Raw genomic sequence first — 14,972 nt, 5'->3', positions numbered from 1 at the left:
TATGGATGAATTAGATATCTTAAAAAAGGATTGGAACACCACCAAACCTGACCATAAAAAACTAACGGTAAATGATATTTACCCGATGTTACATAAAAAATCGTCTTCTATTGTAAAGACTCTTTTTTACATAAGTATAGCCGAACTCGTGTTTTGGATTATCATAAACACCATTCCCTATTTTTGCTCTGCCGAATACAACGCCAAGTTAGAAGCCATATATCAAAACGATGCCGTAATAGTTGCAATAACCATTTTTGGTTATGCCATTATTGCTCTGTTTATCTATTTGCTCTACAAATCGTATAAATCTATTTCGGTAACCGATAGTGCAAAAAAACTAATGGAAAGCATTATCAGAACGCGAAAAGTAATAAAGTACTACGTGCTATACAACCTCATTATGGCTGGCACATCCATCATGGTTGGATTCTATTACGCCATACATAACGACCCAGACATATCCAATAAACTCGCTGCATCCGGAAGCTCAAAAATGCTACCAATAATAGCCTTTTTAATATTATTTACAAGTCTATTTATTTTCGGAATATGGTTATTTTACAAGCTCATTTATGGCCTATTATTAAAACGTTTAAATAGAAACTACACCGAATTAAAAAAGTTAGAACTGTAATTATATTTGGGCGTTACCCAAGGGTCGGGCTTTCCGCTATATCTTTATTTGTGCTAAAAAGTGTAGAACTTCTAAACAATATATTGGCAAAACAGAACAATTGTTTATTTAATGTAGCTTAAGGCTAGCACAAAAAAGGATGCCGCATCAATCCCTAACGCAGGGCAAATGTACTATGCTCTATAACATCGCCAGCTTTCATAGCATTTATACCAAGGTTTCCTACCCGAACACGAACCAATCGTAACGTAGGAAATCCAACAGCCGAAGTCATTTTTCTAACCTGTCTAAACTTTCCCTCGTTTAAAGTAATAGATACCCAAGTGGTTGGGCCATGTCTATCATCCCTTATCTTCTGTTGCGCAACCGGCACATCTGGAATAGTATCTAATTTAAAAGCCTTACAAGGCTTGGTTTGGTACTTTTTACCATCAAAACCAATTTCTACACCAGCACGTAATTTAGCAACAGCTTCCTCTGTAATATCGCCATCAACTTGCGCATAATATTCCTTTTCAACTTTTTGACTATTCACAAAATCGCTCATTTTACCATCGGTAGTTAGCAACAATAAACCTTCCGATTTTTCATCCAAACGACCAATAGCCATAATGCCTTCAGGAAAATCATCCAACTCTCCTAAAAACCGTTTTCGTTTTTGTTGAGTAGAATTACTGTAAAACTGACTCAAAAACCCGTAAGGTTTGTAAATGGCAAAATGTTTATGTTCTGTACTATTTTCAGTCATTTATAAAATAAACTTCTTTTAAAAATTTCATTCAAATTAAAAAAACTCGCGATACTGCATCACTCGAAAATCAAAAGTATTAAAATTCGAATCACTCTGCTTTAATTGTTTGTATAACGCCATACTCCCAATAGCACGATTAGCAGAACCAGAAGACGACGTTAACGATACTGTTTTAACTACACGCTTACATTTAATATGATCACTAGGCATTTCAAATTTATGAATTCTAGGAACTTCATTAGAAATCAATTCTAATTTCAAACCATAATCTCTTATGTGTTTCCTGAAAAAATATTCGGGTCCATTTTTACTATTTCCACCAGTAAACAAAAGTGTATCAATATTCGGAAACTTTTTTAAATAACCAACAACATCGCGCAAAACTATGTTTTTCATACCCAAATCCGATGCATCAATCTTGTCGCGTTCGCAACAATCTACAATATCACAAACACCTATTTTATGAGCAATCAAAAATTGCTTTCGTTCTTCAATAGCCGCTTCCGAGTTATCGAAACGCAAGCCTAAATTATGTATTTTATTAATGTACAACCAAAGCGAATTGTAATAACTACCATAACAGAAGTCTACATCTTTCTCCAAAAGATCACCCGTTGAGAATCGTGGTGGTGGTAATGTGCCCACTATCAGCTTTGTAGTATCTTTATTAATAAAAGGTTGGTATGGATGCTGATGTTTAAACACGTTTTACTTGATTTTTAAGCTAAAATTCAGTATATTCTTTCAATAACAAAAAATATAAAATTACATGGGTAGAGGAGATAAAAAAACAAAACGAGGTAAAATAAACAGAGGGACTTTTGGAGCACGCAGACCGCGTATAAAAAAGAAACCATCTATTGAAACTCAAATAGACATCTCAAAAAAAGCAAAAGTTAAATAACTTTTAATCAAGTTGTGCTAGTATTTTATCAACTTGAGTAACTGTACCGCGATACAACTTTTGGTTGGTTCGCGTCATGTGTTGCGATTCGTTTTTAATATCTTCTAAAATACTTTTAGCGTCTTCCTTTTTATTTCGACTTATTAAAAATTCGGCTAGAATTAAGCGTTCATTATAAAAAGAATAACGAATATCTATTTCTCGTAAATTATGCTCAGCAACTTCAAAGTCGCCTAGCTTTTCATGTGCTAAACCACAAATAAACTGTGTTTTAGATTTCTTGTACTCTAACTTATCTTTAATTTTATCTGCATAAAAAATAGCTTTATTATAATCTTCAGCTAAAAAACAAGTTTCAACCAATTTACTATTCACATAAAAATCATTTTCAAAACCATCTTGCAAAGCCTTTAGATAATGAGGCATCGCATTGTTAAAATCTTTATTAGCCAAATAAGCATCGGCCAGATTTACTCGATTTTGATAAGATTCTAAAAACGCCAACTGCTTTTCTAAATCTTTAATTTTCTTAGTTGGATTTATAATATGTGTTATTTCACTTGTTATTTTCTCCGCATCGCGCTTATTATAAACTTGTGTAATTAAATAGATAACACAACCAATTAAAGGCACAAAAAAGATAAGAAACACCCAATAAAACGAGTTTCCTTTTTTGTACATGTGATATATACAATACACCTGAAATGCGACAATAAGATAGTAATACATTTATATTTTTATCATAAAGTTTAGTCTTCAAATTTAGTGTTTCTAAATTTTGTAAAGCTTAACGCACCTACCTTTTACCTAGTAAAAATTAAATCGTTGTCTTTAGATAGCTCTTCACTAAAACCGTAACCACCATAATTAAACCCTTTTAAATCGTCTACGGTTTGTGCATTGGTATCTATAACATAGCGCGCCATTAGACCACGAGCTTCCTTAGCGTAAAAAGAAATAATTTTATAAGCTCCATTTTTAAATTCTTTAAAGTTAGCCGTAACCACAGGTACTTTTAAAGCCTTTTTATCGATAGCCTTAAAATACTCATTACTTGCTAAATTTAAAAATAATTCATCATCTTCCAGCTCTTCATTTAAAGCTTTTACAATATCTTTTTTCCAAAATTCGTAAAGATTTTTATGACTTGCAACAGGCAATTTAGTTCCCATTTCTAAACGATAAGGTTGTATTAAGTCTAGCGGTTTTAAAACACCATATAATCCAGAAAGTATACGCACCGTGTTTTGCATAGTTGTTACTTTTTCTTCTGGTAAATTATAAGCATCTAAACCACGATAGACATCACCATTAAAAGCGTATACGGCTGGTCGTGCATTTTCTGCGGTAAAGGGTAATTCCCAATCTTGATTGCGCTCGTAGTTTAGCTCCCCAAGCGTTGCAGAAATACTCATAAGCTCAGATAAGTTTTTTGCAGATTTCTTTTTAAGCACTTTATTTAAGCGATCTGCTTGCTTTAAAAACGCCCCTTCTGTATATGTTTTTGTTGGTAATTCTGTTTCCAGATCCAACGATTTTGCTGGTGATATTACTAATTTCATGTCTTTATATTTAACCTCAATACACGAGGATATTTTTATTAATTATTATATTTTTTTAAACCTCTAATTTACAATATTTCTTTAAGTTGATAAGACTTCTCCGGCTATATACTTAAAGTTGTAATCGCCTTTAATCATAAAATCTGCCGTATGCACAGACTCACCTGTTGGATGCCAAGTTTTAACGGTTTTATCAATTAAAATAAACAAGCCATCATGATTACCTATAGCACAAAACCGATTAATATTTCCATCGAAAATAGAAATAGGCTTTATTCTAGAAATCGCTTCATACAAGGGAGAAAGATTTGTAGTAACCATAGCAATTTCACTTATTGAAATAATTTCTTTTGCTGTAAATTGCTCGACAGAATTTTGATTTAAATCCTTTCTCGCTATAAACTCTACAATATTCTTATCGGCATCATAGAAATAAATAGCTTTTGCATTCCAACTTTCAAAATTAGAAATCAAGTTTTCACCATCTGGTAAAATAGCAACACGCTTTTGCAACCATAATAAAGCCTCATCAATTTTGTTCGATGGAATATTGAAAGCAAAATGTGCCGAATTCACCGTCTCTTTATATTCAAAACTCAAAAGACTTTTACCGGTTTTAAAGGTTATCTTTTCTTCGGAATCAAAAACTAAATCGAAGTCCACAACCTCATGGTAAAACAACTTTTGTTTTTCAATTTGGTTAGTGAATAAAGTGATTTCTTCAATTTTCATACCTCAAAGATAATTGAGTAAACTGATATTTACTACCGGTTTAGAATGATAAAACTTATCTTAAAATAAACAAATATTATCAACACTACAAACACTCATAACCAAAAACTATAACTGCAAGTTATAAGCCGTATTGTCTTTTACCGAATTCAATAAAAACGAACTATGTATTGTAGAGATCCCTTCTACTGTAGATAATTTTTCATTAATAAACTCATGAAACTCGGTAATATCGCCTACTACAACTTTTAACAAGTAATCGTAATTTCCAGAAACCCGATGGCATTCCATAATTTCAGGCAGTAAAAGCATTGAATTATTAAAATTATCAGCCAATGCTTTTTGATGCTTCAATAAGGTAACTTGGCAGAATGCAATAAGCGTTTTCCCAATTTTAGTTCTATCCAACAAAGCCACATAAGATTTCACAACCTCTTGCTGTTCTAACTTTTTAATTCGCTCGTAAGTTGGTGTTACACTCAACCCTACTTTACTCGCTATTTCCTTAGTATTTTGCTTCGAATTTTCTTGAAGTTGCATCAAAATTCGTCTATCAATATCATCCATACTAGATTTTTTTTCTTCCTATTAAACCATCAAAGCTCAAAATAGTTATTTTAAACTGTCATTTCAAGTATTTAAGTTTAATTATCTAATATTTTAACATTCATAACAAAAATGAATTATAAACTATAATTTTACAGAACAAACGAAACCAACATTTTAGATAATTATTTACAAAAATGAATACAAATCCAGACCTTATAATCGATTCACTTTTAACTCAACTAGTAAAAGACAAAGAAAAAGTTTTAGGTTATCCTGTTGCTCAAGATTTTGATTATTCGCGTTTAAACGAATTTCTAAAATACCCAATTAATAACGTTGGAGATCCGTTTGAAGAAAACACATATAAAGTACAAACGCACGAAATGGAATGCGAAGTGGTTGAGTTTTTTGCTGAGCTGTTTCGGGCTGACCCAAAAAATCATTGGGGCTATGTTACCAATGGCGGATCGGAAAGTAATCTTTACGGATTATACCTTGCCAGAGAATTGTACCCAAAAGCAATGGTGTACTTTTCGGAATCTACACATTACAGCGTAAAGAAAAACATTCATTTACTAAACATACCAAGCATCACGATTAGATCTCAAGAAAATGGAGAAATAGATTATGAAGATCTTGAAAACACCTTGCAGTTTAATCGCCATAAACCAGCCATTATACTAACCACTTTTGGCACAACCATGATGGAGGCAAAAGATGATGTTTCTAAAGTAAAAAAGATTTTAAAAAAATTAGCCATTCAAGATCACTACATACATTGCGATGCAGCATTATCTGGATCTTATGGCGCTTTTATAGAACCACGAATCCCTTTCGATTTTAAAGATGGTGCTGACAGCATTTCTATAAGCGGACATAAATTTATAGGTTCTCCATTTCCTTCGGGAGTAATTATTACTAAGCGTTCGTTACGCGATAGAATTGCTCGAGGCATATCGTACATTGGTTCGCTAGACACCACAATCACCGGCTCACGAAACGGCCATAGTCCACTATTTTTATGGTACGCCATTAAAAAAATGGGTATAGAAGGTTTAGCAAAACGCTTTCAACATAGTTTAGAAACTGCTGAATATTGCAAAAATGAACTTATAAAACAAGGCATAAAAGCCTGGACCAATCCGGGTTCAATTACTGTAGTATTTCCAAAAGTATCAGATGCTATTAAAGGAAAATGGCAATTGGCCACAGATGACGATATTACACATATTATCTGTATGCCTAATGTTACCAAAAGCCAAATTGATGAGTTTGTTAAGGATATCGTTTTAGAAAAAAGCACAAAAGAAGAAGTCGCTGTGTTTTAAAAAAAATTGATAACTTCGTTTAATAGGTTTTCTAAACATATAGAAAACCTATTTCTGTTAATTAACTGAAACGAAATCGATGAAAAAATACGCTATCCTTTTAACTATAACCTTACTACAATTATCATTTGTTGGATGTAAAGACGATTCGGGTATCTGCCTCTTAGGCATTACAAGTTTAAAATTAACAAATGCAGCTTATTTGGAACCTCTAGACACCCCCCAAGCCACGGTGGAGAGTTTTGAATACAGAGCTATACTAGAGTTTCCAGAACCTGACACGAAACCAAATCCAAATGGAAAACTAAATGCATGTGTTTTATCTTTTGATAAACTACACACTCCTGTTTCCGATTTTTCAATAACTTCAAATGTAAAATTATTTAACACAGCTCCAGGTGAACCTATAGACGTAAAAAACTTCAATATATATCAATGTAACTTATTACTCTCTGAAAATTATACAGAAAGAGATGATATGATGAATACTAGATACTCCATTAAAAATTGGATAAATCTACTAAACACAGGTAGTGAAGACAAAAGGCACCTTAAACCTTTTAGCAAGTCTTACATTGAATTTGCTGATAAAAACGAAAGAATTGAAGTTGAAGGCATGACGCTTAAGTTCACTATTACACTTGATGATGGAACACTGTTTACAGCAGAAACAAGGCCTGTAAATTTAGGCTAGTTGATACACCTCATTACTACTCTTTTTATTATCTAGAAGCATCATAGCTAAAAAATTAACGCTTACTAATTTGTTGTTTCGCTTATTAATCGTAATATTGCAATGAAACAATTAATAAGAATGGGATTAGCTAAAACAGAAATATTTACCGACTCACAAAACGAGATAGCATTATTTGCAAAAGTATTTGGGCATCCTGCACGTGTGGCTATTTTAGAACATTTATTTAAAACAAACACCTGTGTTTGCGGAGATTTAGTAAATGAAATAGGCCTTGCGCAGCCTACAATTTCTCAACATTTAAAAGAACTAAAACTTTTGGGTTTAATAAAAGGTAATGTTGAAGGTACAAGTGTTTGTTACTGCATACACCCAGAAAATTGGACAAAAATGAAAGCTGTAATGAATACTTTTTTGAATCAAGATTTACCTAAAACAGATTGTTGTTAAAATATTAATATCACAATAAATCATTTGAATTATGAAACTATCAGAAATAAAAAACGAGTTAAGACGATTAAATCAAATCGCATTTAAATTGCCAAACGGCGAATTAGTACCAAACCATTTTCATGTTACCGAAGTTGGAAAAATAACAAAACATTTTATCGATTGCGGTGGCACGGTTAGAAATGAAACCGTTGTAAACTTCCAACTTTGGAATGCAAACGACTACGACCATAGGTTACATCCAGAAAAACTATTAAATATTATTGAACTTTCTGAAAAAACTTTAGGTATTGAAGATTTAGAAATAGAAGTAGAATATCAAGCAGAAACCATTGGTAAATTCGGGTTAGAATTTGATGGCACCAACTTTTTATTAACCACAAAACAAACCGATTGCTTAGCACCAGATCAATGTGGAGTGCCAGCTGAAAAACCAAAATTACAATTTTCGGACATTCAAACAGGTAATTCTTGTACACCAGGAAGTGGATGTTGCTAAACTTAAAATTCAAAACATATTATGACAGTATATAACGATATTGATAGAATTATTTCAACCTTAAGTGTTGAAAATATATCAGATGCCAGAAAAGAAATATTAAAGCCATTAGTCGATTTTATTCAACTAAAAGTAAATACAAAACAAGATATCCGTATTAATTTTATTTGTACGCACAACTCAAGGCGAAGCCATTTATCGCAAATATGGGCGCAAACTATGGCGCACTATTTCAATATTAAAAATGTGTTTTGTTATTCTGGAGGCACAGAGGCCACAGCACTTTTTCCAGTAGTAGCACAAACTTTAGAAAATTCTGGTTTTAAAATTAATAAAATAGCTGAAACAGATAATCCAATTTATAGCATAAAATATTCTGATAACTCACATCCGGTTATTGGGTTTTCTAAAAAACTAGATAGCGATTTTAATCCCAAAGCTTTGTTTGCAGCAGTAATGACCTGCTCGCAAGCCGATAATGGATGTCCGTTTATAGCAGGAGCCGAAAAGCGAATTCCTGTAACATTCGAAGATCCAAAAGCTTTCGATAACACACCACAACAAATAGAAAAATACGAGGAACGCAGTTTACAAATTGCAACCGAATTATTTTATGTGTTTTCACAAATAGCGAAATAAACGATGAAGTCTACTAAAAAATTAAGTTTTCTAGATAAAAATCTAACACTTTGGATTTTTGTCGCCATGGCTATAGGCGTAAGTATAGGTTACTTTATACCAACCTTCCCGAGCTTAATTGAAAATATGAGTAGTGGCTCAACAAACATTCCTATCGCTATTGGTTTAATTTTAATGATGTATCCTCCACTCGCCAAAGTAGATTACAAATTATTACCAATGGTTTTTAAGAATACAAAACTGTTGTCTATTTCTCTGCTTTTAAATTGGATTATTGGTCCTGTTTTAATGTTTGTTTTGGCTATAACTTTTTTACACGACTACCCCGAATACATGGTAGGCCTTATTTTAATTGGATTGGCACGCTGTATTGCTATGGTTTTAGTCTGGAACGATTTAGCCGATGGCAGCAGCGAATACGGGGCTGGTTTAGTAGCACTAAACAGTGTTTTTCAGGTATTTGCTTATAGTTTTTATGCTTGGTTATTTATAACGGTACTGCCTCCCTATTTTGGTTTTGAAGGCGCTATTGTCGATATTTCTATAGCAACTATTGCCGAGAGTGTTGCTATTTACTTAGGGGTACCTTTTCTTTTAGGCATTTTAAGTCGTTACTTTTTAGTAAAATTAAAAGGTGAAACTTGGTATACAGAAACCTTTATACCAACTATTTCTCCGTTAACCTTAATCGCGCTTTTATTTACTATAGTGGTTATGTTTTCTCTAAAAGGCGAGCTTATTGTAGAAATACCAATGGATGTTTTAATTATTGCAGTACCATTACTTATCTACTTTACTATTATGTTTATTATTGGTTTTTTCGTGACGAAGGCAACAGGCGCTACTTACGATAAAACGGCCTCGGTAGCATTTACAGCGGCTGGTAATAATTTTGAACTAGCCATTGCCGTTGCTATTGCTGTTTTCGGATTAAATTCTGGACAAGCATTTGCGGGTGTTATTGGTCCTTTGGTAGAAGTTCCTGCATTAATTTTATTAGTAAAAGTTTCTTTTTGGTTGAAGAAGAAATACTACGGAAATGTAACACAATAAAAGATTTATTTTAAAACTGAAAGCTCTTGATTTAATGATATGCTTTGGCTTGTTATAAGCTCAAAAAAAATGATCATATTTTAATATAAGTTTCACAGCTTTTAAAAAAAAAATCATTTAATTTTAATGTACCAAATTTCAACTAAAAATAGAGTCATAAAATATTCAAAAAAAACATGAAAAATAAAAAAGCAATAATAACAGGCGGTAGTCGTGGATTAGGAAAAGCAACAGCAATTGCCTTTGCTAAAGAAGGTATAGACGTTGCTATCACAGGTAGAAATGAAAAAGCTTTAAAAGAAACAGTTTCAGAATTAGAAACTATTGGAGTTAAAGCAACTTATGCCGTTTTTGATGTTGGTAATTACGAAGAAGTAAAAACAGGTATCAAAAGTATTATTGATACTCTTGGTACTGTTGATATTTTAGTAAACAATGCTGGCATTGCAGCTTTTGGAACATTTAATGATATGGAAGTAAGCCAATGGAGTCAAATAATCCAAACCAATGTAATGGGTATGTATTATGTAACTAAAGAGGTTTTACCATATTTAATTGATAAAAATGAAGGTGATATTATTAATGTATCGTCTACAGCTGGTTTAAGCGGAAATGCAAGTACATCGGCATATTCAGCATCAAAATTTGCTGTAATTGGTATGTCGGAATCTTTAATGAAAGAAGTTCGTAAAAACAATATTCGTGTTTGCACATTAACACCAAGCACCATAGCTTCTGATATGTCTATAGATTTAGGCATCGCTACTAAAGACTCGGAAGACAGCGTTCTACAACCAGAAGATTTTGCAGAATTAATTGTTGCTGGTTTAAAATTACCAAGACGTGCTATGCTTAAAGGTGCTGCTTTATGGTCTACAAATCCATAGAACAAAAACAAATCTATAGCGGAATTTTCAATTGAAAGTTCCGCTTTTTTTTTACATCAAATCTTAAAACTTATACTATGGAAAAAGTAATTATAGCACAAATAAGTGTTCAAGCATCAAAAACAGAAGCCTTTTTAAAACTAGCAAAAACAATGGTAGCCCAAAGTAATGCTGAAGCTGGTTGTTTACAATACCGCTTACTAAATGAAGTGGATAAGGAAACAGAATTCCTATTTCATGAAAAATACGTGAATGCAGAAGCTATTGAAATCCATAATGCATCGGAGCATTTTTTAGATTTCGTAAAGAATATAACGCCACTTTTAGCGAAAGACCCCATTATTGAAGTTTTTTAAACTGAAAATATGGTAAAATAAAAGCTTGACTTTGTAATAAATTTCGGCTAACTTAGTGTCAGCATATTAGAGCCTTTTTTAGGCTCTTTTCTTTTAGAAAATAACAAACATATAACACGCAATTACTATGGCTTTTTTTATTAATAATAAAGAATTTAAAGATCAAGAAGAATTTATAAGATACGGCAGAGGCTGTGCTACAAAAATTCCGACACCAATCGATATTCTGCGTGTTGATGAGGAGATTAAAGCCAACCAAACTAGGCGTCAGTTATTTTTAGACTTAACAATAGAAATACGTTTTCATCATATTACTTATGGTGCACGCGGCCTGATTACAAGAACGCAAAGAGAACGACAAGTTGAGCTTTTAAACACAGCATACTCCAATGTGGGCTTAACGTTTACTTACTCTGAACAGGAAGTGAAGTTTATAGACAACGTAAACTGGTACAACATGGGCCACGGATCGGCAAGTGAACGCCAGGCGAAAACTACACTTGGTGCAGACCCGCACAAATACCTTAATTTTTATACCGGTGGTTTAGTTGCTGGTTTATTGGGTTGGGCTACATTTCCTTACGATTTGGCGGGAGATCCTGATATCGATGGCGTGGTTATGCTAGACGAATCGTTACCTGGTGGATCGGCTGAACCGTACAATTTAGGAATGACGGCTGTGCATGAAGTTGGCCATTGGTTAGGTTTATACCATACTTTCCAGGGTGGATGCGATGGTGTTGGCGACCACGTACAAGATACACCTGCCCATAGCAGTGCTAACTACGGAAAACCAGAAGAAGGCAAACCTCATAATGCTTGTAATATTAATGACTTTGCTCCTATTCACAACTACATGAATTATGTAGATGATGATTGGATGAATGAGTTAACCACGGCTCAAGAAACTCGAATTAAAGAACAAATAATGATGTATAGAACGGGATTACTTAACTCTGCTAATGTGTAAACACTTAGAGTTAAAGCTAAACCCTACCGGATAATGCGTTAGGGATTGATGCGGCATCCTTTTTACAAAAACAAAAAAGCCTAGACTATGGTTGGTCTAGGCTTTTTTTATTATGTAGTTACTCCAAAAGTTTATCTATACTTTGTAAAAAGATATAGCGGAAAGCCCGACCCTTGTGGGTAACGCAAAAACTTTTATAATTCTTGGTGTTTAGAATATACTTTCCATTTTTCGATACATTGTTGCATATCTTCTGGAATCTCAGAATCAAATCTCATAAATTCACCAGTTGTTGGGTGTACAAATCCTAATGTTTTAGCGTGTAGAGCTTGTCTTGGTAATACTTTAAAGCAGTTATCTACAAACTGCTTATATTTTGTAAAAGTGGTTCCTTTTAGTACTTTTTCGCCGCCATAACGCTCGTCGTTAAACAAGGTATGCCCAATATGTTTCATGTGTACACGAATTTGATGCGTACGTCCAGTTTCTAATTTACAAGACAGTAAAGTAACGTAACCTAGGCGCTCTAAAACGCTGTAATGGGTTACGGCTGGTTTACCTTTATCTTCATCGTCACCAAAGAACACCGTGTTTTGCAAACGGTTTTTAGGGTGTCTACCAATATTACCTTCTACGGTTCCGCTATCTTCTTTTACATTACCCCAAACAATAGCAACATACTCGCGCTCGCTGGTTTTATTAGCAAACTGAAGTGATAAATGTGCCATCGCTTCTTCGGTTTTGGCAACCACTAAAAGTCCGCTTGTATCTTTATCTATACGGTGCACCAAACCTGGGCGTTCACTAGAGTTGTTTGGTAAATTATCAAAACGATGTATTAAGGCATTTATTAAAGTGCCAGAATAATTACCGTGCCCTGGATGTACAACCATACCAGGTGCTTTATTAACAACTAGTAAATCGTCGTCTTCATAAACCACATCAATATCAATATCTTCACCTACCAATAAATTCTCGAATGGTGGGTGCGTGAAAAGTACACGAATGGCATCAAAAGGTTTTACTTTATAATTCGATTTAACAGGTACATCGTTAACAAAAATGCTACCATTTTTTGCTGCTGCCTGAATTTTATTTCGGGTGGCATTCTCAACAAAGTTCATTAAATACTTATCGATTCTAAGTGGTGTTTGCCCTTTATCTACAGTAAATGCATGGTGCTCGTAAAGATTATCTTCGTCGGGTAATTGGGGTGTGTATGCGTCCATAATTAAGGTCTGTTGCCGTTACCTAAAACCAAATCGATAACCGAAGTTTTCTCTAACTTATCGCTAGGTTCGATGGTTTTGCCTTTATACGTCATACGTAAAACCATATCTTCTGCAATATTGTTTTCGTAAGTTAGTTTACCCACTTTAAAACCTAAGGCTTCTAAAGTTGGTTTGGCTTGGCGGTACGTGCGCTCTTTTAAATCTGGAACCTCTATTTTACGGTATCCCGATGGGTTTAATGTTAAATATATTTTTCTGTTTTCTTTTACTTGTGTTCCCGATTGCGGCTCTTGCTCTATTACCGAAAACTTTGGATAATTCGGGTTAAAGTTTGCCGAATCTTGAATTTGCATCACTAAGTTATTCTCTCCCAACTCAATTTCGGCCACATTGATAGACTTTCCTTTTAAATCTGGTACAGTTTCAAATTCACCATGGTTTGTAGATACGTTTAACCATTTCAACATAATGAAACAAAGTACTACAATTGCAACGATAGCCAATGCTAATTGCTTGAAAAATGTTTTGCTAACAAGAAATTTAATAATGCTCATGTATAATTTTTATGATTAGGCAAAGATATAAAAACAGAACTGTTTTTTCTTTTGCATTTTATATGATATTTTAGCTTTACTAATAATAACTATCAATAATTACGTTTTATTATTGGTTTTAGACGGAATAAAGATTTTTTCGCTTTCGCGGAAAGCATAAACACATACAAATGAAAAAAAATATTGCCATAATAATGGGAGGCTATTCTAGCGAATACAAAATTTCTTTAACCAGCGGAAATGTGGTTTTTGAATCGCTTGATAAAACAAAATACAACGCTTTTAGAATTCATATTTTCAAAGATAAGTGGGTTTATGTCGATACTAATAATGACGAATACCCTGTAGATAAAAACGATTTTTCGGTTACCGTAAACGGAAGTAAAACTACTTTCGATTGTGTGTTTAATGCCATACATGGTTCTCCCGGAGAAGATGGTTTAATGCAAGGTTATTTTGAGTTGCTAAACATGCCACAGACCAGTTGTAACATGTATCAAGCAGGTGTTACATTTAATAAACGAGATTGTTTAAGCGTACTGAAACCGTACGGAATTAAGACTGCAGAATCTTATTTTGTAAACAAAGGCGATATTATAAATGAAGATGATATTATTGCTAAAGTAGGCTTACCTTGCTTTGTAAAAGCCAATAAGGCTGGTAGTAGTTTTGGAGTTTCTAAAGCGCATACCAAAGCCGATTTACAACCATCTATAGATGTTGCTTTTAAGGAAGATGATGAAATTATTATAGAGTCTTTTTTAGATGGCACAGAAGTATCGGTTGGAGTAATTACCTATAGAGGTGAAGTAAAAGTATTGCCTATCACCGAAATTGTAAGTGAAAATGATTTTTTTGATTATGAAGCTAAATATTTAGGTAAATCGCAAGAAATAACCCCCGCCCGACTAACAAAAGAGCAAGAAGACCAAGTAAATGCGCTTGCAAAAAAGGTTTATCAGGTTTTAAAAATGAAAGGTTTTAGCCGTAGCGAGTATATTTTTAAAGATGGTGAACCCCATTTATTAGAAATGAATACCATTCCGGGCTTAACACGAGAAAGCATTTTGCCACAGCAAGCAGCTGCAGCCGGAATTAGTTTAAGTGATTTGTTTGATAGCGCTATTGAAGAAGCTCTAAAATAACAAACTCCGTAACATATTTGGGCTTTTATA

Annotated in this window: 20 protein-coding genes; 12 read left to right on the top strand and 8 right to left on the bottom strand. The window is 33.6% G+C overall.

What is annotated here, in order from left to right; translation table 11 throughout:
* Position 1 precedes the first annotated feature (1 nt).
* Entirely contained in the window at positions 2-637 is a 636-nt protein-coding gene (locus BM246_RS18325) for a hypothetical protein (RefSeq protein ID WP_042499984.1), read from the top strand.
* 154 nt (positions 638-791) lie between these two features.
* Here the strand turns inward: BM246_RS18325 and BM246_RS18320 are convergent, their stop codons facing one another.
* Together BM246_RS18320 and BM246_RS18315 are read right to left on the bottom strand one after the other, a co-directional pair.
* Entirely contained in the window at positions 792-1,385 is a 594-nt protein-coding gene (locus tag BM246_RS18320; protein WP_074940110.1) for a pseudouridine synthase, read from the bottom strand.
* Positions 1,386-1,421: 36 nt separating this feature from the next.
* Entirely contained in the window at positions 1,422-2,093 is a 672-nt protein-coding gene (locus BM246_RS18315; protein WP_042506317.1) for a uracil-DNA glycosylase family protein, read from the bottom strand.
* A gap of 64 nt (positions 2,094-2,157) precedes the next feature.
* On the opposite strand from BM246_RS18315, the gene BM246_RS18310 reads away from it, so the two are divergent.
* Positions 2,158-2,292, top strand: a complete 135-nt coding sequence (locus BM246_RS18310; RefSeq protein ID WP_074940106.1) for a 30S ribosomal protein THX — start codon at positions 2,158-2,160, stop codon at positions 2,290-2,292.
* Between the two features lie 3 nt (positions 2,293-2,295).
* Here the strand turns inward: BM246_RS18310 and BM246_RS18305 are convergent, their stop codons facing one another.
* The 4 genes from BM246_RS18305 to BM246_RS18290 all read right to left on the bottom strand — a co-directional run bounded on the left by BM246_RS18305 (position 2,296) and on the right by BM246_RS18290 (position 5,153).
* Positions 2,296-2,973 carry a hypothetical protein gene (locus tag BM246_RS18305; RefSeq protein WP_074940101.1) on the bottom strand — a complete coding sequence of 226 codons (678 nt, stop codon included), beginning with the start codon at positions 2,971-2,973 and terminating at the stop codon, positions 2,296-2,298.
* A 122-nt stretch (positions 2,974-3,095) separates the two neighbouring features.
* A complete protein-coding gene (gene yaaA, locus BM246_RS18300; RefSeq protein WP_042506314.1) occupies positions 3,096-3,854 on the bottom strand; it encodes a peroxide stress protein YaaA in 759 nt (252 codons plus the stop codon).
* An 81-nt stretch (positions 3,855-3,935) separates the two neighbouring features.
* Positions 3,936-4,586, bottom strand: a complete 651-nt coding sequence (locus tag BM246_RS18295) for a VOC family protein (protein ID WP_074940096.1) — start codon at positions 4,584-4,586, stop codon at positions 3,936-3,938.
* Between the two features lie 108 nt (positions 4,587-4,694).
* Positions 4,695-5,153, bottom strand: coding sequence for an Lrp/AsnC family transcriptional regulator (locus tag BM246_RS18290; RefSeq protein WP_042499976.1), 459 nt, complete (start codon positions 5,151-5,153; stop codon positions 4,695-4,697).
* 176 nt (positions 5,154-5,329) lie between these two features.
* Here BM246_RS18290 and BM246_RS18285 point away from each other — a divergent pair, with 176 nt between their 5' ends.
* From BM246_RS18285 to BM246_RS18245, 9 genes are all read left to right on the top strand, one after another.
* On the top strand, positions 5,330-6,463 hold the full coding sequence (locus BM246_RS18285) for a histidine decarboxylase (protein WP_042506313.1): 1,134 nt from the start codon (positions 5,330-5,332) through the stop codon (positions 6,461-6,463).
* Between the two features lie 79 nt (positions 6,464-6,542).
* Entirely contained in the window at positions 6,543-7,157 is a 615-nt protein-coding gene (locus BM246_RS18280; RefSeq protein WP_074940092.1) for a hypothetical protein, read from the top strand.
* A 120-nt stretch (positions 7,158-7,277) separates the two neighbouring features.
* Positions 7,278-7,607: an ArsR/SmtB family transcription factor gene (locus BM246_RS18275; RefSeq protein ID WP_042506311.1), complete on the top strand. Its 330-nt coding sequence runs from the start codon at positions 7,278-7,280 to the stop codon at positions 7,605-7,607.
* 31 nt (positions 7,608-7,638) lie between these two features.
* Entirely contained in the window at positions 7,639-8,106 is a 468-nt protein-coding gene (locus tag BM246_RS18270; protein ID WP_042499964.1) for a DUF6428 family protein, read from the top strand.
* A gap of 21 nt (positions 8,107-8,127) precedes the next feature.
* Positions 8,128-8,745, top strand: a complete 618-nt coding sequence (locus BM246_RS18265; protein WP_042506310.1) for an arsenate-mycothiol transferase ArsC — start codon at positions 8,128-8,130, stop codon at positions 8,743-8,745.
* 3 nt (positions 8,746-8,748) lie between these two features.
* Positions 8,749-9,798: an ACR3 family arsenite efflux transporter gene (gene arsB / locus BM246_RS18260; RefSeq protein ID WP_074940088.1), complete on the top strand. Its 1,050-nt coding sequence runs from the start codon at positions 8,749-8,751 to the stop codon at positions 9,796-9,798.
* 176 nt (positions 9,799-9,974) lie between these two features.
* Positions 9,975-10,685, top strand: coding sequence for a 3-ketoacyl-ACP reductase (locus tag BM246_RS18255; protein WP_042499960.1), 711 nt, complete (start codon positions 9,975-9,977; stop codon positions 10,683-10,685).
* Positions 10,686-10,762: 77 nt separating this feature from the next.
* Positions 10,763-11,041 (top strand): putative quinol monooxygenase, encoded by a 279-nt coding sequence (locus BM246_RS18250; protein ID WP_074940082.1) that lies wholly within the window; start codon positions 10,763-10,765, stop codon positions 11,039-11,041.
* Between the two features lie 127 nt (positions 11,042-11,168).
* Entirely contained in the window at positions 11,169-12,011 is an 843-nt protein-coding gene (locus BM246_RS18245; RefSeq protein ID WP_052415515.1) for a zinc metalloprotease, read from the top strand.
* A 194-nt stretch (positions 12,012-12,205) separates the two neighbouring features.
* Here the strand turns inward: BM246_RS18245 and BM246_RS18240 are convergent, their stop codons facing one another.
* Both BM246_RS18240 and BM246_RS18235 read right to left on the bottom strand, forming a co-directional pair.
* Positions 12,206-13,240 (bottom strand): RluA family pseudouridine synthase, encoded by a 1,035-nt coding sequence (locus BM246_RS18240; protein WP_042506308.1) that lies wholly within the window; start codon positions 13,238-13,240, stop codon positions 12,206-12,208.
* A 2-nt stretch (positions 13,241-13,242) separates the two neighbouring features.
* On the bottom strand, positions 13,243-13,797 hold the full coding sequence (locus BM246_RS18235) for a PASTA domain-containing protein (protein ID WP_042499956.1): 555 nt from the start codon (positions 13,795-13,797) through the stop codon (positions 13,243-13,245).
* A 170-nt stretch (positions 13,798-13,967) separates the two neighbouring features.
* Between BM246_RS18235 and BM246_RS18230 the strand changes: the two genes are divergently transcribed.
* Positions 13,968-14,942, top strand: a complete 975-nt coding sequence (locus BM246_RS18230) for a D-alanine--D-alanine ligase (protein ID WP_074940078.1) — start codon at positions 13,968-13,970, stop codon at positions 14,940-14,942.
* The last annotated feature ends 30 nt before the right edge of the window (positions 14,943-14,972 follow it).

The sequence above is a fragment of the Algibacter lectus genome (genome assembly GCF_900112395.1).
GTDB lineage: Bacteria > Bacteroidota > Bacteroidia > Flavobacteriales > Flavobacteriaceae > Algibacter > Algibacter lectus.
Note: the sequence above shows the minus strand (reverse complement) of the source record. Positions and strands in the feature narration are given on the sequence as shown.